Genomic DNA, 19356 nt, shown 5'->3' on the forward strand with positions numbered 1-19356 from the left:
GCAAAAGGAGGAATAGACGTGAGCAAGTTTCCACAAGACCCTAATAACATCCATCCTACAGGGCCAGCAGATTCATCGAATGCCACAGATGAAGCATGGGCAAAATTAAAAAGCCAGCTTGTTAATGAAACGCCACATTCTAACTGGGAAAAATGGGCCAATGAACCGCATTTATTTCAAATTGATGATCCATCATCACAACCACAACAATCTCAAAGGAGTGCAATTACTATGAAAAAATCTAATGAAGAACAATCATATACTTCATCAACAGAAACAGAACCAACCGTTAAGCGTCGTCGTAAAATGAGTTCCGCTCGCAAAAGATGGACAACAGGTATTGCTGCGTGTGTGGTCGCTGGAGCAGTGATAGCTACTCCATTTGGCAATAATGCAATGGCTGCCTTATTGGATCAATTCCGTGTACAGACGTTAACAGCTGTAGATAGTCAGCAATTGTCCGATATGTTCGATCAATACAAAAGTAAAAATGAATTAGGGGAAATGGAAAGTCGGTTCGGAACATTTAATTCAACGTATGGCAAACTAGAAGGGGAATTTAGTCCTTCCAAAGCAGCAGCGTTATTAAATTACACATTAATGAAAGAAGCTGCTCAAGATGATAAAGAATCGGTACAAGTACAAAGTTCAAGAACAGAGACATTAATTATGAATGTCGATGAGGTTAACAAAGCGATCCAAAGTCTTGGAGGGAAAGAATTGTTACCTCAATCGCTGAACAATACTCCGATTACTATGTATTTCCCGGAAAGCATTTACTACACGATGTTTAAAGGTGAAGATATAGCATCTTTAACCCAAACTAAAGTTCCAACGGTCCAATTTGATGCTTCTGTTTCTACAGATGAAGTATTTAAAGCGATTGCTGATCTGCCATTCTTGCCGCAATCACTTAAAGACTCATTGCAAAGCGATAAAATTATTAACGGTTCATTGCCATTACCTATTGAATCAGGCGGTAAAACGGAACGTGTGACTATCGCAGGAGAACCTGTTTTGATCTCAGTGTATACAGATAATGAGAATCCAACATCTTATAGTGGAACATGGATTCATAATGGAGAATTATTTACATTGGATGGTGGAAGTGCCTATACCACATACGAATCGTTTACAAAAGAAATCGAGAAGTTGATTCAATCATGAGTACAGTAGCGATCGATATTCAGCAATTAACAAAAGAATATGATAATGGTCGTGGTTGTCGCAATGTAACGATTAGTGTGGGAGAAGGGGAAGCCTTTGGCTTCCTCGGTCCCAATGGCGCAGGGAAAAGTACACTGGTCAAAATGTTAGTTGGATTAACAGCACCCACTTCAGGAAGTGCTACATTATTTGGTGATCCTATTGGTTCTTTAGAAGCCAAGCGACATATCGGTTATCTACCCGAGCTGTATCGTTACCAAGAATGGTTAACCGGTGAAGAAGTTGTTCGGTTGCATAGTCGTCTGTGTGGAATGGATCAGAGTACAATTAAGCCGCGAATCAAGCAATTGTTAGATCAAGTAGGTATCGGTAAGCGTGGAACAGACAGAGTCAAACATTATTCTAAAGGGATGCAACAACGTCTAGGGATGGCTTGCGCATTAGTCAATGATCCACCTATTTTATTTCTCGATGAACCTTCTTCAGCTTTAGATCCGATTGGACGCTTAGAAGTACGTGAACTGCTTAAAAATTTAAAAAATGAAGGTAAAACGATCTTTTTAAATTCTCATTTGTTAGAAGAAGTAGAAAGTCTATGTGAACGCATAGCACTACTGAATAATGGACAGATTTTGCGTCATGGACAAGTCAGTCAGGTCTTGTATACTCAGACCAAATGGAGATTCAAAGTAGGTGGATTCACACCGGAGATTCTACCGTGGTTAAGCGAGACTAGCGGTATTTCGATAGAGCGATATGCTACACCAACGATATCATCTGCAACGACCACACTGCCTGTAGGACAAGAGACCGTCTGGTTAGAAGCAACGATAGATAACGAAGAGCAGATTGGTTGGTTGAATACTTTAATCGTGAATCAAGGAATGACCTTATACAATGTAGAACCAGTCAAAGAAAAATTAGAAGAATGGTTTATGGATGCCGTATCCGGGCTAAGTCACAGGGGGGAGCAATAATGACAACAGTGATTGGTATGACCTGGAAAGAATTATTACGTAAAAAAGTGCTAATGATGACGCTGATTATGACAGTGTTATTTATTGTTGTTTTCTCATTTATCGCTCAAATCTTAGGTAAATCATCAGATGGCATTCCCAACCATGATTTAATTGCTCAATTTATGAATGGAGCTTCTATTTTGACCTTAGGTTTCTTTTTCGGAAGTTTTATTTTAGCTTTTTTAATTATTTTTAGTTCGTTTTCTTCGATCTCTGGAGAAGCCGAAGTGAGTATGATGCAAGCGATGTTAACTCGCCCCATTTTGCGTTGGAAATGGTATGTAGGGCGCTGGTTAGGGTATACGTTATTTGGTATCATCTATGCTTTATTTTTGTATATTTCAATTGTTATTATTGCAAATATCTTTGCGACTGTACCGCAGACTTTGATTGTACATATACAATCGTTTTTATTATTTGCACTAACTGTACCTGTTCTGGTCACCGTTACTTTTTTGGGAGCTACCTTTTTTTCGGCACTAGGAAATGGTGTATTTATGACGATGTTATATGGAGCAGGTTGGTTAGGCGGTATGGTAGAGAAATTATCTAGTAGCCTTGACATGAAGCCAGAAGTGGCACGTTCTCTGTATAATATTACAGGCATGATTTCATTAGCGATGCCTGCAGATGCTATTCAACGTAAAATGTTAGCTGTTTTGTTAAATGTAGAACAGTTGACAGGTATGTTTAATATTGATGAGCAAATGAGAGGTCGTATGGGGGTAGGGCAAGTTCCTTCAACAGCTTTTATTATCTATACTTTAATCTACACGATTATTTTATTTTTCTGGGGGATGCGTCGCTTTTATAAAAAAGATTTTTAAATGATTGTGTATATCGCTCTATGTCTATAAAACGTTCTTCTATACGCAATTACGCGTTTAACAAGAACGTTTTTATTTTAGAAATGATACTAACCATAGAATATGGTAAAATGTTCAAGATGAAATGTGTAAGTAGAGCAAGGAGATGAATGTATTATGAAACACCAATTTGTATTGGATGCTAATTGGCAGGGTGGACGTAATAGCGAAGGAACGATCGAGTCAGGCAATCTCAAAACAGCGATCTCCATTCCGCAACCTATGGGCGGACCAGGTATAGGTACTAATCCTGATGAGATGTTATTAGGGGCAGCCGCAACTTGTTATATTATTACACTTGCAGCGATGCTTGAACGTTCCAATATTACTGTTGCACGTCTGACGATGAAGTCTGAAGGTATTGTAGATGTGACCAATAATATTTTTACGTATGAACAATTGATTCATCGACCTGAAATTGTATTAAGTGCCGAATCAGCCGATCAAGTTGAAAAAGCAACTGTACTTGCACACAAAGCAGAGCAGTCTTGTATGATCTCACGTGCGATTGCTGGTAATGTGACGATCACGACTCAACCGTTAATTAGTATTGCTGACTAAGTAAACACTCCAAACTCTGAGGAAAGAAGGTCATGATACATGGGAACCAAATTACCTTTATCACCATTAGTTAAATTGCTAGATATGAATGAACACCGCGAAGGCGGTTGGTATAAAGAAATGTGGAAAGCTTCTTTTGAAATTCCAAAAGATATTTTACCAGAACAATATTCAGGACCGCGTTTCTCAGCAACATCGATCTATTTTATACTGCATGGTGATGAAATCTCTGATTGGCATGTTGTTCACTCTGATGAGTTGTGGTTGATTCATTCCGGTAGCCCGCTAGAATTAACGCTAGGTGGTAAAGGCGATCAACCGGTAGAAGGCAAAAAAATGATTTTGGGTATGGATATCGAAGCTGGACAGACACCACAAGTATTGATTCCAGCAGGAGAATGGCAAATGGCTAGACCACTTGGTAATGATCCTGTCTTTGTATCATGTGTGGTTGCACCGGGGTTCCATTACGATGATTTCAAATTGATTGAACGCTAGGATCAAATGAGATGACATGGTATACGTTTGGACAAATGATCGCTAGTATTCGTGTGGGTCAAAAAGCCAGTACTATGGATGGAGCACGTATTATCATGCGTACAACCAAAGGCATCATTTGGTTCAATGGTAGAGAGCAAGGACAATACGTCCAAATCAAAGATTATTTGTTTTCCGACTTATGGCATATGTACGAAGATGAAGAAGGATTGATCTCTTCTTCCGAGCGTGAGCAGTATGAACAGCATGAATATGAAATGATCGAAAATCAATACATGGAATGGTGGACTGAACGTAAACAGTCCTTAAAGTAAGCTATTTCTATAAATTGTATAGTCTAGTTATCCAAAAAAAGGTCCTGAATAGCATTTACAGTGCTGACAGGACCTTTATTTATAGATTTATTCAGTCCGCTACGTTACAATAAATAAAGGTATCTTTTCCATAAATTAATAGTCCGGTTTTGTGGAAATAAGGTGTAGTCCTATGCGGTTCATGGTATGATACTAAAAAAAGAATCGAATTTTGTCGATATTCGGGCATTTAGATTTTTAATACGGCTAAAAGGCATGGAGCAAGTGCGGCTGATATAGATGGGGGTTAATTTCCTAAAATGAAACAACGTAAGAGCCTGGTACCCAAACCTTTTCCGGTGACTGTATATATTTTGGCTGTTATGACAGTTGTGTTGATTATTGTGAATACTACCTATTATGTAACAACACGAAAAGCATTGATTTCGGTCCAAGAACAAAATATGCGTGCAATCACTGATCAGATTAGATCATCTATCAAATTATCTCAAAGTGGAGAAGCTTTTGTAGAGGACTTGATAGGCGAGAACCTGAGAATGGCAGCTCAAGCTGCACAGTCTAAGATTGGGTCAGACATGAATGAAGTTACCAATCAACAACTTGCTGAAGTGAGCAAAGAAGTAGGTGTAGATCGGATTACACTGTTAGCTCCTTCAGGTAATAATATTGTTCCTATACGTTCTTCAGACCCTAATGAATTATCGGTGAAAGAAGAATGGCGAGCAGATTGGCTTAAAGCGGTTCAAGAATTGCTTGCTCGCAAAACGCCTACTGTTGATATTGGACAGAAGCTACCTGATTATTGGGGAGCGCCTATGATCTCCAAAGTAGATAATGCTAACTCTGCTGGTGAAAAGTGGGGTTATTACTACGATGGCAAAACGAATTATGTGATAAATGTCTATACGAATGATAAGTCTGTGCGAGAATTTCAAGAAAAAACAGGCGTAGAAGCGATTATTCGTGAAATCCTGAATGGTGAGCGTAGTCGTCAGACATTAGGGATTGCTATTTTTAATCCGCCTATCTTTCTCGATCAAGCGAATCAATTCAATTCGCATGGTGTGATCTGGTACTCTGATAATGAGACATTGTATAACGATTACTCTTATAAGAGTGCTACCGACAAAACAAATATTAAGCAAGTTAATAAATCAGGGAATACCATATCCATTACAGATGAATTTGATAATGTCCCTGTGCTCAAAACGTTTATACCGGTAGAGTTAACGTATCCTGCTATTATAACGGTCGTATCGGATTTGACAGAAGTTCAGCAGACACTTAATGAACAATTGATCCGATTAACACTGACGATTTCTGCTTGTTCAATCGCTATTATTGCGTTGGTATTAGGATTGATCACTATTCTGAATCGTCGCACCGAAGCAGCAGCGCAAAGTGTGCAAAATGTCTATTTGGAAAATATAGACGCCCTTTTTAACTCGATCAAAGAACAACGTCATGATTTCAACAACCATGTGAATACGATTCAATTATTGGTGAAAATGAAAAAATATGACGACTTATCGACGTATACCGCTGAACTGGTAGGGGAATCGATTGCGATGAATCAGATTATCAATATCAATCTGCCTGCATTATCTGCATTGATTCAAGCCAAAACCACACAAGCGTATGACCGTCGAATCAAGTTCGAATATGATATCAGTAATCTCAAATCGGTTCAATTTGGGACAGTGAAATCGACAGAACTGGTTAAGATTGTTAGTAATCTAATTGATAATGCTTTTGATGCTGTGAGCGAAACCGACAAACCGGATAAAATGGTCAAAGTGACCGGACGTGTTCGCGGAGAACAGTTAACCTTCACAGTTGGAAATAATGGCAATCCGATTCCCGAAAAATTAAAACAACAAATTTTCGAAGCAGGATTTAGTACTAAGCCGCTTAATCGCAAAAATTCAGGGTTAGGTCTGGCGATAGTACAGAAAATTTTGTCCAAACATCGGGGTATTATTCGGGTTGAAAGTGATGAAGAATGGACAGAGTTCTCTGTTCGTTTACCACTTTAATTCTAAAGTATGCCATGCAAGACGTGGATCAAGTGAATCTTTATAATCATGCTCTATATGTTCGTAACATATGGAGATAAGCTGATAACAGCACAAATAAAACCGCTACATTCTCTGTCACAAGAGAACATAGCGGTTTTATTTATTTTAAGAATCTTGAGGCAATGTGGATTGTGGTCTGGAAGCATGAGTGCGTATCGAATGTTTCCCTTTTTTGCCTGCTGATCCGGTTAACCATTGTCCTCCCGGTAAGCGAGAGAGTCCGCTCGTTAGTGCGATAGCTGTAGGAGCTACAATCATAAAGGTAAGGATTGTGAGCACAAGATTCAGTCCAGGCGTTGTGATCTGGCGGGTAAAGTAAGACACGCCCATCAATATCAGGGCATGAGATAGATAACCACCAAAGGAGTAACGTCCACACCACTGAAGAAAGCGAACCATGACACCTTTTCGTTCTACAAGGTACAAAGCTAATCCGTACATCAACAACATATGACTCACGACTGCCAAAAAGGTAGTCGGTTTGAGATATGTCGATACATTTAGATTAATAGCTACAGGATCAAAGCGTAACAGATCATAACCTAACCAGATATACATAATCAAAAATGATACAGCCGTCCAGGGCAGTATTTTGATGATCATCGCTCTCCAACGCTGAATTGCAGAACCACAGATTCCACCCAAGACAAAATAAAAAAAATAAAAGATAAATTCGCTAGTACGATGATCTAAAATAATTTTCCAGATCCCCTGTACATTCCACGTAGGCATAGCATAATAACATAACCACATTAACCAGCCATAGATGATTCCGATGACGATTAACATAATAACGATATGTCGCTTTTGCTCGTGTGGTGAGCGATTTTCCAATAATCGTGTTTGAAATTGCTTACCAAGCCAGCGGAAAAGTGGGAATAACAGATAAAATTGAAAAATCATAATCACAAACCAGAGATGATATCCATTGGTAGGTGCGAATAATTGCTGTACAATATCTTGCAAACTATCTGCTCGAAGCAATGGCGCGTTAAATATCCACTGCATGACGATCCAGTAAATGATTGTCCATACAACAAAAGGAACATAGATATCGCCAATCCGTCTAAAGATAACCGAACGGTATTTGCGTCCATCTCCATATTGATAAAATAAAATAGCCCCGGCTAAAAAGACAAACGTTAACGTACCAAATCGTGTAAAATGATAAAGCATACCTAACATTATCGAATCAGCTTGTATACTGCCACTTCGATAAATATATTCACCAATCGAATGTTGCATCACGACCGCCAAAAAGGCAAACCCACGTAGCAATGCCCATTCATTGATCCGTTCTCTAGACATATATTCACCTCAATCATCCATAACCATTCTTTACACTAGTAAAGCAGTATATCAGACAATTGTTAATAGAAGATGAATTATATTTGTTTTATTATCAACAGATGTCGACTAAAAAAAGACCTTCCTTGAAAGAAAAGGAAGGTCTTTGAAGTATATGGTAATCGAATGTTATTGTACCGCTACATTCCATTTCGAAAAATTAATTTGACCATCGCCACCGAATATTTCTGTACCAAATTCAACACTACTTACATATTTCGTATTTGCCATCCATTTTTTGCTGTTTACCAGATAGTCGGTAAAGTTTTTCACATTCAATGAAGCACTAGAGACATTAGAAGTACGTACAAAAGAGAATACATTCCATCCTTTGCCATTCCCAGCATCAAGCCAACCTTTGTGTACTTTCCAGCTACTGCCGCCGATCGTGACGGTCTCAACATAAGAACCAAGTGGTCCTGCATTCGTATTATTCAACCAGATCATTACTTCATCGGTAGGTGTAGAATCCCAACTAGCTTTGTTCGTATTGTGGAACCAGATATCATAAGCCGCGTTATACGTTCCGTCTGCTTTGATAGAATACGCTACATTGGTATTGATATTTTTATTGTCGGAAAGTCGAGTAGGGAAACCACTACCCGGTGTATATCCTTCTGTCCAATGCCATCCGCTAACAAGTGATGGATACGCTTTGACAGAAGATGTAGTGCTTGGCCAGTGCCATACCCAGCCTAGATCGGTATCACTGTTATGATAGACTGTTTGCCACCATCCTTGAACCGTATCCTGACCCCACACATTGTTAAATACATAGTACTTATTGTTAGCAAAATTGAGCTTATCATAGGCTGTAGATGAGGAAGCGGCTGAAGCCTGAAGCGGTAAAACCATAACCAAAGATAATACAACCGTGAATACCAAAAAACGAGACCCTAGACGATGACGAATCCATTGAGTAACCATAAATGTCCTCCTTGAATAATGGGATTAGTGTGCTGTACACTGACCCGATTATACCAGTCATTTTATGGAATTATAACCATTTCCGACTATAATGATATGTCATATAAATATGTTGAAATGCGTTATTTTTGTACCAAAATAGGTCTTTATATAACCCTGAAAAGCTTGTGTCTATAGACCTATTTTCCAAATATGGAATTGACAATGTCAAAATATACCGAGTATGATGGCTATATTATAAACAAGGAAGGAGGTTGAAGGACATGATTTTACGCAACGATATGAATATTCAGAACCCGTATCAGCCGGATCAGCATATTGATCTAGGATTACAAGATGAACGTAATATCAACTGCTGCTTGAAAACTTCATACACTTGCTTCATGTTCTTCAATCTCTTACGGACGACATAAACTGCAATACGGAAATAAAAGCTTAGTTTATATTGGAACAGTTACTTTATACATAATTGTGTATATTCAATGCTAACTAGCTAAATAATTTCCAGTTCAATCTGTGCCATGATCAAATTAGGCACCGAATTAAATATGCAGGGTTTATTGGATAGCAAATAGTGCCGTTACACCTATTTGCCTCATAAACCACCAGCCGCAGACCGTATACAGGGGTCCGCGGCTTTTTTATGTCTTTAACATCCATAAAGTTTATAAAAAGGATTTTAATACCTTTTTCTAATCAGTGTAAATCACTAAGTACAACATATTAATGTAACCCAAATAAATCAAAATCATGAAATAAAACCATTTCAATATTGAATACGTCTTACTAATGAAATATATCTCTAACAGACATATTCAATTCAAATGAACCTTTTCAACATATAGAACTAATAGCTATAGACGATAACTATAAATCGAATAACAAGCTTAAAATGCACTATTCCATATCAGCAAATAAATTAAAAATAAGATCGTCAAAAAATATCATAAGCAAGAAATTATAGAACAAGCAATTATAAAAAAAGGATATTTGTAGCTCACTGATATTCATCAACACAACACTGATATCCAAACACCAAACATCAATAAAAATGAAAAGATAAAACACAAATACAAATTACAAAATCAAAATAACCACCCATCAAAGCAGTAATCTAATTGCTGCATCTCCTCCAAAAGGAGAAAATAAATAACTCTTTAACTTATCGTTTTTACCTAAAAGAAAAAGTACCATCCAGCACAGAGCGAAAGAAATAAAATGGATTCTGAAAGAGCGCAGCGCTCGCCTTAAGCGCTTGGCAATAAAAGCGCTATACATTCAAATGAAACTATGATTTTTGCAAAGCAAAATATCTTACCATTATCAAGGGATTCCATTTCAACAGCGACGACAAGAACCATTTTATTTCTGTAGCGGTCATTGTCTAATCCAAAAAAACGTAAAGTGAATTTTCACCCATCCCCTTCATATGAAAGGAGTGATCGATCATGCCCGTTACTCAAGCCATGACTTCTATCATTCAGACTGAATTAAAACGTATTGAACAAGAACAACAAGTTCGTATTTTATATGCTTGCGAATCCGGTAGTCGCGCATGGGGATTTCCTTCTCAAGATAGCGACTATGATGTGCGCTTTATTTATGTTCATCCTCCAGAATGGTATTTGTCGATTTTCAACAGGCGCGACGTTATCGAATACCCGATTAATGAGCAGTTAGATATTAACGGTTGGGACTTGCGTAAAGCACTGAATTTGTTCCGCAAATCCAATCCACCATTATTGGAATGGTTACATTCCCCTATTCTATATGCTGAAAATGGTTCACTTGCTGAGCGAATTCGAAACGTATCACCAAACCATTTTTCTCCTCGTTCGTGCATGTATCATTACCTGCATATGGCGAAAGGGAACTTCCGTGGTTACTTGCAAGGCGATACCGTCAAAATCAAAAAGTATTTTTACGTTTTGCGTCCGATACTGGCTTGTCTGTGGATCGATGAAAAAGGAACGATGCCACCGGTAAGCTTTGATGAGTTGATTGACGAAATGTTGCCACCGGGGCAACTTCGTAGTGATATCGATCAACTACTGACTCGTAAAAAAGCAGGCGAAGAATTTCATTTAGAACAACAGATTCCATCGATCCAGAACTTTTTAACCGATATGATCGATATTTTAGAACAACAAGTCGTGCATATGCCTACTTCTGAACAACTGCAAGATGAGCTATTAGATCAGTTGTTTCGGGAAACACTGCAATATGCGTATCCAAACGAAGTTTCGCTTTTGTAAGCAGACTCGTTTACAATAATAAAGAAGCCTCTCTAAACATAGAGGGGCTGAATTGAAAGAGGTTTTACCGATTATGAGTACTCCAATATCATCTTCTTATATTCATGAAGTAAAACTTCCTGCGGGAAGTGTACATGTCTATGCCAATCCAGAATTATTTGCAGGATTGGATTATAAAGTATTTAATATGGCTAATAATAATTTACAAATCCCGGGTATTCAGTATATGGGATATACACCTGATGTGCATGTGGGCATCGGCACATGTATTGGCACAACTGCGGTCTGGGATGCAAGTGCTGGTTATGTATCGCCTTCGATCGTAGGTAGCGATATCGGCTGTGGTATGCGTGTTCATCTGACGAATTTGCATCGGGATGATCTGCAAGATGTAAAATTACGCCGTAAATTAGTCAAAGCTATCGAAAAATATTTACCGATGGAATCCCAGCAACGAGGACATTTTGCAGATTTACGATTAGAACATGTCGTACGCAAAGGATTACATGGTCTACCGGGCAAATATGTACCGGATAGCTATACACCGAAAAAATCGACATCTCTGACTCATGTAGAAGAAAGCCGTTTTTCTTTTGATGAAGAAGTGTTAAATGGTGTTCGAGATCAGACATGGGGTAGAGCGCATCGTCAACTAGGCACACTTGGTGGTGGCAATCACTTTGCAGAGATTCAGGCGCTTGAAATTGATGAAGAAAACCGTCATATCGCTGAAGCATGGGGCATGAGTGACGGACAAATTGTTGTGATGATTCATTCTGGCTCACGTTCATGGGGCGGAAGTGTTAGTCAGGAAAGCAATCGTGTGATGCTTTCTCAGATGCAACGATTGGGATTAGGAACAGCTGATCCTAGACTGGCTTTTCTACCTTTATCTCATCCTGAAGGTCAGTATTATGTGAATATGATGTATTCGGCGCTGAACTATGCTACAGTGAATCGTCATCTGATCGCTTATAGTATTCGTGAAGCGTTCCGTGATGTATTCGGTCGTTCCTGTGAAATGCGTACATTGTATGATCTAATGCACAATTATGCGTGGGCAGAAGAGCGTGAAGAAGGAGCTGTATTTATTCATCGTAAAGGAGCCACTCGTGCTCTTCCAGCTGGTCATGCAGGTAATCCGAAGCCTTATCTCGCTACAGGTCATCCCGCATTGATCCCAGGTTCGATGGGCACTTCATCGTATATTATGGTAGGGCAGCCCGGTGGATACGATAACTATTATTCGATCTGTCATGGTGCAGGACGTGCACGTTCTCGGTCAGCGACCAAAAAATTAGTGACTGTCGATCAATTTGCCAGTTCGCTTCAAGTCGGTACAGCCGATGAGATCGTCGTTAATCAGCGTTCACTGGAATCGATATTAGATGAGTCACCACAAGCATATAAAGATGTAGATCAGATTATTGAAAGTGTTACAGGAGCAGGACTTGCTTCTGTAGTCGCTAAATGTAAGCCGCTTGCGGCAATCAAGGGGGCTAAATGAATGGATTCACTTTTTCAGACAAGTCATACTAACGTGGAACCGATCGATAGTGAAAACACTCCTGAAGCGATTGTGATTTATACAAAAGATGAACAGAAATTACCTACCGAATATGCAGATTATGCTCGGGTGATTAAAGGAATTGAAGAATCGTTAACAGCGCGTTATGGAGTGACTTATAAATTATATTCCAGCAGTGATCCGAATACCGAATATTGGGAATTACTTGACGAAGATTTGCGTCATAGTAGCACCGATGTAGAGCATGTTATTCGTATCTATGATCGATTGGAAGAACGTACTTTTGTCTATGATGGAGATCGTACAGAACCTGATTATTGTGTACATCCTTCAGTGATGAATAATGTATTTGCGTATGCGCAAGCAGGTGTAGCATTGGCACGTATGCCGGTATTCCGTCCGCATGGAGTCAGCAGTGAAGATCTTGTTTTTGCAACAAGTGATGAATCGTTATTGAAATTTCTAGGGGATGTGCGTGTACGTCAGCGGGAGCAAAGTTTGCGTCGTGTGACGGTGTTTACAGATACACGTCATGGCATCAATCGCCAAATGGAACCGGTGAGTCGTGCCGTTTCACGCGATGATGTGATTATGGCTCCAGAGATCAAACAAGATATTTATCGTTCGTTAGATCGCTTTTTTGCAGAAGATCGTTCTTTTTACAAAACGTATGATATTCCGTATAAACGTGGTATTTTACTATACGGGCATCCCGGTAATGGTAAAACAACACTGGTAAAATCGATTGCTGGTAGTGTACCGGGACCTGTCGCGTACTGGCAGATTACAGAGTATACAAGCAGTGAATCGATCGAAGAAGTGTTCGATGCGGCTGTGCGTATGACCCCGATGGTGCTTGTGATCGAAGATATCGACTCGATGCCCAAAGATGCACGTTCGTTCTTTTTGAATACATTGGATGGAGCGACTTCCAAAGAAGGTGTATTTTTGATCGGAACGACTAACTATCCTGAAAAAATCGATCCCGGTTTGATGAATCGTGCGGGACGTTTTGATCGCGCTTATGAGATTATTTTGCCTGATGAGAAATTACGTGCAGAATTCTTTTATCGCAAACGTCTGCATGAATTTGCAGGAGACGATATAGTGCAGGAAACAGCCAAGTTAACAGAAGGATTTACTTTTGCTCAACTGGGCGAATTGTATATCTCGGCAGCATTGCACTGGCATGAAGATGGTCAATTGGATATGAAAGAATTGATTCAAGGACTTCGCGGTGAATTGGATAAAAGTCGCAAAGGTGTATGGCTTCATAATGGTGAAGGTCGAGTCGGTTTTCATTTCTAAGTAGCCTATGATGATCGTAATAACGTTCTCTAATGATTGTTTTATAAAAGGATTGGAAAAGTAGAGTTTTTTACTTTTCTAGTCCTTTTTTTGTGTGCTTAGCAAAAGTAATATATATGATTTACTACTAAATAGAAAAATATGAAATTTTCGGTATTATTATATGTAATTATTAGATTAAATAATCTATTTCTTATTAGATGCGATATGAAAATAGAATCATAAAATACATCGTTAATCGTATATGGAATAAAAATACATAGAAATATATAATTGGATACATCGCAAAACAGTAACAGAAGATTAGCGATAGAAAGGAGTATCGTTCAGTAAAAGGCTTGGGAATCTAAAGGGTAGAGCGATCACAATATAATCATTCAGGAGGGTATACAATGATCAAAAGAAGTAAAACATCTTTCGCAGGGATGACGATGTCTTTCCTTAGTGTAATCATGTTATCCACATTGTTGTTTCCGGGACTCACAATGAGTTATACACATGCAGCATCAACAGGTGGATATGCTACTACAACAGGTTCAAATGAAGCCGCTATAACAGTAACGACACTTGCTGAGTTGAAAAATGCATTTAATGCAGGTAAACATCATATTGTGATCAAAGGCAATATTTATGGTGGAGCCAAGCCATTAACACTTACGTTTGCTACAACCAATTGGAATAATACAACGATCGAAGGGGCAAGCGGTGGAGGAGCAGTATTACAAAATATTCAGTTAAAATTTAGTGGCGAAAATCTTCCAGCAGGAACAAATATCGAAAATGTAGTGATCAAAAATATTACGTTCTACGGAAATATTAAAGATTTGCAAAACCTAAGTGGAGCAGATACACAGCCCGGTGGGATAGGCACCAACTATTTGGGAGTCTCTTTCCGCCGCACAAGCAATATTTTGGTAGATCATGTCACTATGTATAATATCAGCGATGATTTATTTGTGATCTCGCAAGGTTCTGATTATGCGACTTTGTCAAACAGTCACTTTTATTTTACAGATAGCTGGTTAAAAATGAATCCTAATCCAATCTGGAACTGGGTAGGAAGCAATCAAGATTTGGCTTCTGAACGGTTGGCATTGATTATCGGCTCTAACAAAAATGATTCGTATACTTATGGTGGTGGCAAATTACATGTGACTATGCATCACAACTGGTTCGGCCCTAATCTAAAAGGACGTCCATTGTTACGTGGATATGTGCATATGTATGATAACTACTTTGATAACAGTACAACACCATCAGGCAATAATGCACAAGGTTATTCACAACAACAATATAATGCAGCACAGATTGGTAGTGGAGGTAATATTTTTTCGGAAAATAACTATTTTTACAAAACCAATAACAGCCATCAAATTGGTCTAGACAGTAATGGAGATGCTTATAAATTTTATGAACGTAACAATGTGTATAATGCAGTTACAGGAACATCGGCCACAGGAGCAGCATTTCCAGGTGGAACGTCATTCCCGTATAGTTATTCGTTAGACCCGGCAGCCAATGTACCGAATCTAGTACAAGCGAATGCAGGCCCTAAATAACAAGCAGGTAATTCATAAGAGAATGATTGTCAAAAACAGAAGAGTCTGCTAGAATAAACAAAAATGAATGTAAGCGTATTCATAAATAATAAATTTACAACGTTGTAATTACAAAAAGTGAAAAGGATAATGCAAAATAAAAAGAATAATTGTGCTGAATCTATTGCTTTTAAAATGAGAATATAGAACACCATCACTTTATATTTTGCTTATCCTTTTATTTTTATATCAAAATTACAACGTTGTAATTTAGTAAACTATTCAAAGATATACCGATGAAAGTAGTGAAAGGGAGTGGTCTGTAGTGGGTCAAAAAGCAATCTCATTTATGAAATTGGTCAAGCGGGATAAGTACTTGTTGATTATGTTTGCACCTGTTTTTGTGTATTATGTGATTTTTATGTATATTCCTATGCCCGGTGTACTGATTGCTTTCAAAAATTTTACGCCAGGACATGGCATTTTCGGTGGAGACTGGGTAGGGTTGCAATGGTTTGCTCAATTTGTTCACTCTATTTACTTCTGGCGGTTGTTACGCAATACGTTTTTACTCGCTTTTTTACCTCTACTTTTTGGATTCGGTATTCCTATTTTATTCGCGGTATGTATTGTTGAGATCAAAAATCAAGTGTTTAAACGATTTGCTCAAACGATTACGTATTTACCTCATTTTATATCTACAGTCGTCGTTGCCGGTATGTTAATCAATTTTTTATCCCCAGCTGATGGAATTGTGAATACATTGTTAGCAAGATTCGGTTTTGAAAAAGTGAATTTTATGATGGAAGCAGGTTGGTTTCGAACGATTTTTACCAGTTCTGAAATCTGGCAAAGTTTTGGGTTTAGCTCTATTATCTATATCGCTGCTATTATGAGCATCGATCCTGAAATGTATGATTCCGGCAAAATTGATGGTGTTAGCAAATTTCAAGAATTATGGCATCTGACATTACCAAGTATCAAGCCTACGATTGTTATTTTATTGCTGTTATCTCTGGGTGGGATTATGAGTGTCGGGTTTGAAAAAGTATATTTACTCTACAACGGTGCAACCTATGAGACAGCAGATGTATTATCCACCTATGTATATCGTATGGGTATAGAAGGGCAAAATTATGGATTTGCGACAGCGGTCGGTTTGTTTAATTCTATTATTACATTTGTGCTTGTGTTCACAGTGAACCGGATAACAAGACGTATGACTAATATGTCTCTCTGGTAGTTTTGTACATGGTAGCCAGAGTACCTAAAGGAGACGCACATGAAAAAATCTATGCTCGAAAGTCCGCATCGGTCGTATGTGAAGATCAACAGCGATACATTTACACCTAAAAAATCATTAAGCGATCGTACATTTTATGGATTGATTTATGTTATGACGATTGTGGCGATTATAGTGACTTTCTATCCATTCTTGTATGTACTGAGTATTTCATTTAGTTCTGTAGAAGCGATTGATCAGCAGAAAGTCATTTTATTTCCGGTAGGCTTTACATTGTCTGGTTACAAAATGGTGTTGCAGTATCAAGAGCTGTGGGTCTCCTTTTACAATACACTCTGGTATACGGTTGTAGGGACTGTACTCAATATTTTATTTACCTGTTTGGCGGCATTTCCTTTATCCAGACCTCGATTTTTTTTACGTCGCAAATTGAATTTTTTTATCGCGTTTACAATGTACTTTTCCGGTGGATTGATCCCTGTGTATATGTTAATTACTTCGTTAGGGTTATACAATACACGCTGGGCTATGGTGTTACCTGTGCTGGTGATTACATTTAATGTCATGATCTGTCGATCTGCTTTTGAAGGCATACCGAATGAAATATTTGAGAGCGCTAACATTGATGGAGCAAACGATATTACTATGTTATTTAAATTAGCAATTCCGATCATTAAGCCTACACTGGCTGTATTGACTCTATATTATGCAGTCTATCACTGGAATAACTTTTTCTCGGCTCTCCTGTATCTGGGGCAACAGGATTTGCAACCGCTACAGATGTTTTTACGCAGAGTGTTAATTATGGCTTCGCCTGAAGTGATGCAGAAAATGGGCGGATCAATGTCTACCAGTGCGTTAGCAGTATCTACATTACAGGTACGTTATGTTTCTATTGTAGTGAGCATTTTGCCAATTGTAACGATCTATCCTTTTATTCAACGTTATTTTGTCAAAGGAATTACGTTGGGTGCGGTAAAAGGATAAGCGGCTAGTGATATGCGAGATTCGATGGAATATGTGAGTTTGGTATGATCATAAAGGGGGCAAGCAGGATGAAAGCCAAAAAAGTAAGCAAACTGGTATTGGTCACAATGTTAGCAGCAAGTCTGGCAGGTTGTAACAGTGGAAGCAATGGATCACAGACAAGTGCAGCGGTCGAAGCGGAGCCGAACTTTACATATACAGGGAAAGGACCTGTGACAGCGATCAAAGATGCCGAATTGTCTGTACTTGCGACCAATGCTTGGACAACCAATGTGGATTTGGCTCATGCTAAGATCGTACAGCAAATTACAGATAATGCCGGTATTAAAGTGAATTGGGATCTGATTCCGCCTCAAAACTATGCTGATGCTGTTAATCCAAGACTTGCCGCAGGAGTAGACTTACCAGATATTATTTATATGCCTGATCAAGATCAATTAATGAAATATATCAATAGTGGTATTGTGATTCCGATCGATGAACTGTACGAAAAATACGGAGTGAATTTGAAAACAATCTATGAGCAATCTCCTGATGTCAAAGCCAGTCTAACTACGCCTAATGGTAAAATGTATTATGTACCCCAGCAGACACTTACCAAAAACTATATGCCTGTATTTATGGTTAATGAACGCTGGCTAAAAACTCTAGGTCTGCAAGAACCGACAACTCTAGATGAATTTACAGAGATGTTACGTCAATTCAAAACAAAAGATCCGAATCAAAATGGCAAAGCAGACGAGATTCCAATGTCGATGGAACCCAAGTTTTTAGAAATGGCATTTGGCCCTGTATTTGGAATAGATTTGTCGAATCAATTTTATGCAGATGATCAAGGAAAAGTGCATTTTAGTTATAATGAACCTGCTTACAAGCAATACTTAACTTACCTGAACAGTCTATACAAAGAAGGATTATTAGGTGTCGATTATGCAAGTACGACCAGCGATCAGGTGACTTCAAGAATTTCACAAAATGTAACCGGAGCTACGTTTAATTTTAGCTGGTATATGTCGATGGTCTATAGTCCATTATTTAAAGATTACAATCCAAAAGAACCTATATTCAAAGGAATTTTACCACTTAAAGGGCCGAATGGAGATCAATTTTATATTGGGCGTACGCCTGTCAGTGGAATTTTTGGAATTTCAAGAGATAGTAAAAATCCTGCATTAGCTTTTAAATTTCTAGACTATGCTGTTAGCGAAGAAGCACAGACGTATTACACTTGGGGTATCAAAGATGATACGTATACCGACAAAGATGGCAAAAAACAGTTTACAGCTAAAGGTCGAGATAATGATTATATCCAAAAGCTAGGGATTGGGCCTGTGAATCTACCTAATATTCAATCAGCCGAATCTGCTGATGCATTAGTTCCGGAATGGCATTCGCAATTAGACAAAAAATTAGAACCGTATATCCATGCTCCTTTTCCGTTTGTATATGCTCTTCCAGAAGAAGCGAGTACAGATAGTATGGCGATGCCTGATATTACTACGTATGTAGAAGAAATGAATTTCAAATTTGTCAGTGGTAGTCTGGGATTAGATCAATTCGATAGTTATCTTAGTACTCTCAAAAGTATGAATATCGATCAAGTTATTGCTAACAAACAAGCTCAGTATGATCGCTATCTGGCAGCTCAGAAAAAATAATGTAATCTTATTTATAGGGTAGAGATTTGGGAAATATTTCATTCAACCTATATAATAGAAGA

Annotated in this window: 17 protein-coding genes; 15 read left to right on the forward strand and 2 right to left on the reverse strand. The window is 38.4% G+C overall.

The window, feature by feature from the left end; translation table 11 throughout:
- The first annotated feature begins 18 nt into the window (after nucleotides 1-18).
- From PQ456_RS04960 to PQ456_RS04990, 7 genes are all read left to right on the forward strand, one after another.
- A complete protein-coding gene (locus tag PQ456_RS04960; protein ID WP_273615143.1) occupies nucleotides 19-1167 on the forward strand; it encodes a hypothetical protein in 1149 nt (382 codons plus the stop codon).
- Entirely contained in the window at nucleotides 1164-2144 is a 981-nt protein-coding gene (locus tag PQ456_RS04965) for an ABC transporter ATP-binding protein (RefSeq protein ID WP_273615144.1), read from the forward strand. The genes PQ456_RS04960 and PQ456_RS04965 overlap by 4 nt, the downstream gene beginning before the upstream one ends.
- Complete coding sequence (locus PQ456_RS04970) at nucleotides 2144-3013, forward strand: ABC transporter permease subunit (protein WP_273615145.1); 870 nt, start codon at nucleotides 2144-2146, stop codon at nucleotides 3011-3013. The genes PQ456_RS04965 and PQ456_RS04970 overlap by 1 nt, the downstream gene beginning before the upstream one ends.
- Before the next feature lie 156 nt (nucleotides 3014-3169).
- Nucleotides 3170-3613, forward strand: a complete 444-nt coding sequence (locus tag PQ456_RS04975; protein ID WP_273615146.1) for an OsmC family protein — start codon at nucleotides 3170-3172, stop codon at nucleotides 3611-3613.
- A 39-nt stretch (nucleotides 3614-3652) separates the two neighbouring features.
- Nucleotides 3653-4111, forward strand: coding sequence for a cupin domain-containing protein (locus PQ456_RS04980; protein WP_204825371.1), 459 nt, complete (start codon nucleotides 3653-3655; stop codon nucleotides 4109-4111).
- Between the two features lie 11 nt (nucleotides 4112-4122).
- Nucleotides 4123-4425 (forward strand): hypothetical protein, encoded by a 303-nt coding sequence (locus PQ456_RS04985; RefSeq protein ID WP_273615147.1) that lies wholly within the window; start codon nucleotides 4123-4125, stop codon nucleotides 4423-4425.
- Nucleotides 4426-4724: 299 nt separating this feature from the next.
- A complete protein-coding gene (locus PQ456_RS04990) occupies nucleotides 4725-6461 on the forward strand; it encodes a sensor histidine kinase (protein WP_273615148.1) in 1737 nt (578 codons plus the stop codon).
- 147 nt (nucleotides 6462-6608) lie between these two features.
- Here the strand turns inward: PQ456_RS04990 and PQ456_RS04995 are convergent, their stop codons facing one another.
- Together PQ456_RS04995 and PQ456_RS05000 are read right to left on the reverse strand one after the other, a co-directional pair.
- Nucleotides 6609-7811 carry an acyltransferase gene (locus PQ456_RS04995; protein ID WP_273615149.1) on the reverse strand — a complete coding sequence of 401 codons (1203 nt, stop codon included), beginning with the start codon at nucleotides 7809-7811 and terminating at the stop codon, nucleotides 6609-6611.
- Between the two features lie 168 nt (nucleotides 7812-7979).
- A complete protein-coding gene (locus tag PQ456_RS05000) occupies nucleotides 7980-8705 on the reverse strand; it encodes a GH12 family glycosyl hydrolase domain-containing protein (RefSeq protein ID WP_420540660.1) in 726 nt (241 codons plus the stop codon).
- Nucleotides 8706-9040: 335 nt separating this feature from the next.
- On the opposite strand from PQ456_RS05000, the gene PQ456_RS05005 reads away from it, so the two are divergent.
- From PQ456_RS05005 to PQ456_RS05040, 8 genes are all read left to right on the forward strand, one after another.
- A complete protein-coding gene (locus PQ456_RS05005) occupies nucleotides 9041-9190 on the forward strand; it encodes a hypothetical protein (RefSeq protein WP_273615151.1) in 150 nt (49 codons plus the stop codon).
- A 1035-nt stretch (nucleotides 9191-10225) separates the two neighbouring features.
- Nucleotides 10226-11032 (forward strand): nucleotidyltransferase domain-containing protein, encoded by an 807-nt coding sequence (locus PQ456_RS05010; RefSeq protein WP_273615152.1) that lies wholly within the window; start codon nucleotides 10226-10228, stop codon nucleotides 11030-11032.
- Nucleotides 11033-11105: 73 nt separating this feature from the next.
- Nucleotides 11106-12539 (forward strand): RtcB family protein, encoded by a 1434-nt coding sequence (locus PQ456_RS05015; RefSeq protein ID WP_273615153.1) that lies wholly within the window; start codon nucleotides 11106-11108, stop codon nucleotides 12537-12539.
- Complete coding sequence (locus PQ456_RS05020) at nucleotides 12540-13868, forward strand: AAA family ATPase (protein WP_273615154.1); 1329 nt, start codon at nucleotides 12540-12542, stop codon at nucleotides 13866-13868. It begins immediately after the preceding gene.
- Between the two features lie 392 nt (nucleotides 13869-14260).
- A complete protein-coding gene (locus tag PQ456_RS05025) occupies nucleotides 14261-15427 on the forward strand; it encodes a pectate lyase family protein (RefSeq protein WP_273615155.1) in 1167 nt (388 codons plus the stop codon).
- Nucleotides 15428-15755: 328 nt separating this feature from the next.
- The gene (locus PQ456_RS05030; RefSeq protein ID WP_420540661.1) at nucleotides 15756-16649 is read left to right on the forward strand and encodes an ABC transporter permease; all 894 of its coding nucleotides are present in this window, start codon (nucleotides 15756-15758) and stop codon (nucleotides 16647-16649) included.
- 39 nt (nucleotides 16650-16688) lie between these two features.
- Nucleotides 16689-17636, forward strand: a complete 948-nt coding sequence (locus tag PQ456_RS05035) for a carbohydrate ABC transporter permease (RefSeq protein WP_273615157.1) — start codon at nucleotides 16689-16691, stop codon at nucleotides 17634-17636.
- 68 nt (nucleotides 17637-17704) lie between these two features.
- The gene (locus tag PQ456_RS05040) at nucleotides 17705-19294 is read left to right on the forward strand and encodes an extracellular solute-binding protein (RefSeq protein WP_273615158.1); all 1590 of its coding nucleotides are present in this window, start codon (nucleotides 17705-17707) and stop codon (nucleotides 19292-19294) included.
- Nucleotides 19295-19356 lie beyond the last annotated feature (62 nt).

Source organism: Paenibacillus kyungheensis (assembly GCF_028606985.1).
GTDB classification, from domain to species: Bacteria; Bacillota; Bacilli; order Paenibacillales; family Paenibacillaceae; genus Saccharibacillus; species Saccharibacillus kyungheensis.

Excerpts from the sequence above, each read along its gene's own strand:
- PQ456_RS05025 (WP_273615155.1), top strand. The coding sequence starts at position 14,261 with ATGATCAAAAGAAGTAAAACATCTTTCGCAGGGATGACGATGTCTTTC.
- PQ456_RS05035 (WP_273615157.1), top strand. The coding sequence starts at position 16,689 with ATGAAAAAATCTATGCTCGAAAGTCCGCATCGGTCGTATGTGAAGATC.
- PQ456_RS05010 (WP_273615152.1), top strand. The coding sequence starts at position 10,226 with ATGCCCGTTACTCAAGCCATGACTTCTATCATTCAGACTGAATTAAAA.
- PQ456_RS04985 (WP_273615147.1), top strand. The coding sequence starts at position 4,123 with ATGACATGGTATACGTTTGGACAAATGATCGCTAGTATTCGTGTGGGT.
- PQ456_RS04975 (WP_273615146.1), top strand. The coding sequence starts at position 3,170 with ATGAAACACCAATTTGTATTGGATGCTAATTGGCAGGGTGGACGTAAT.
- PQ456_RS05030 (WP_420540661.1), top strand. The coding sequence starts at position 15,756 with ATGAAATTGGTCAAGCGGGATAAGTACTTGTTGATTATGTTTGCACCT.
- PQ456_RS04965 (WP_273615144.1), top strand. The coding sequence starts at position 1,164 with ATGAGTACAGTAGCGATCGATATTCAGCAATTAACAAAAGAATATGAT.
- PQ456_RS05040 (WP_273615158.1), top strand. The coding sequence starts at position 17,705 with ATGAAAGCCAAAAAAGTAAGCAAACTGGTATTGGTCACAATGTTAGCA.
- PQ456_RS04995 (WP_273615149.1), bottom strand. The coding sequence starts at position 7,811 with ATGTCTAGAGAACGGATCAATGAATGGGCATTGCTACGTGGGTTTGCC.
- PQ456_RS04990 (WP_273615148.1), top strand. The coding sequence starts at position 4,725 with ATGAAACAACGTAAGAGCCTGGTACCCAAACCTTTTCCGGTGACTGTA.
- PQ456_RS05000 (WP_420540660.1), bottom strand. The coding sequence starts at position 8,705 with ATGGTTTTACCGCTTCAGGCTTCAGCCGCTTCCTCATCTACAGCCTAT.
- PQ456_RS05020 (WP_273615154.1), top strand. The coding sequence starts at position 12,540 with ATGGATTCACTTTTTCAGACAAGTCATACTAACGTGGAACCGATCGAT.
- PQ456_RS04970 (WP_273615145.1), top strand. The coding sequence starts at position 2,144 with ATGACAACAGTGATTGGTATGACCTGGAAAGAATTATTACGTAAAAAA.
- PQ456_RS05005 (WP_273615151.1), top strand. The coding sequence starts at position 9,041 with ATGATTTTACGCAACGATATGAATATTCAGAACCCGTATCAGCCGGAT.
- PQ456_RS05015 (WP_273615153.1), top strand. The coding sequence starts at position 11,106 with ATGAGTACTCCAATATCATCTTCTTATATTCATGAAGTAAAACTTCCT.
- PQ456_RS04980 (WP_204825371.1), top strand. The coding sequence starts at position 3,653 with ATGGGAACCAAATTACCTTTATCACCATTAGTTAAATTGCTAGATATG.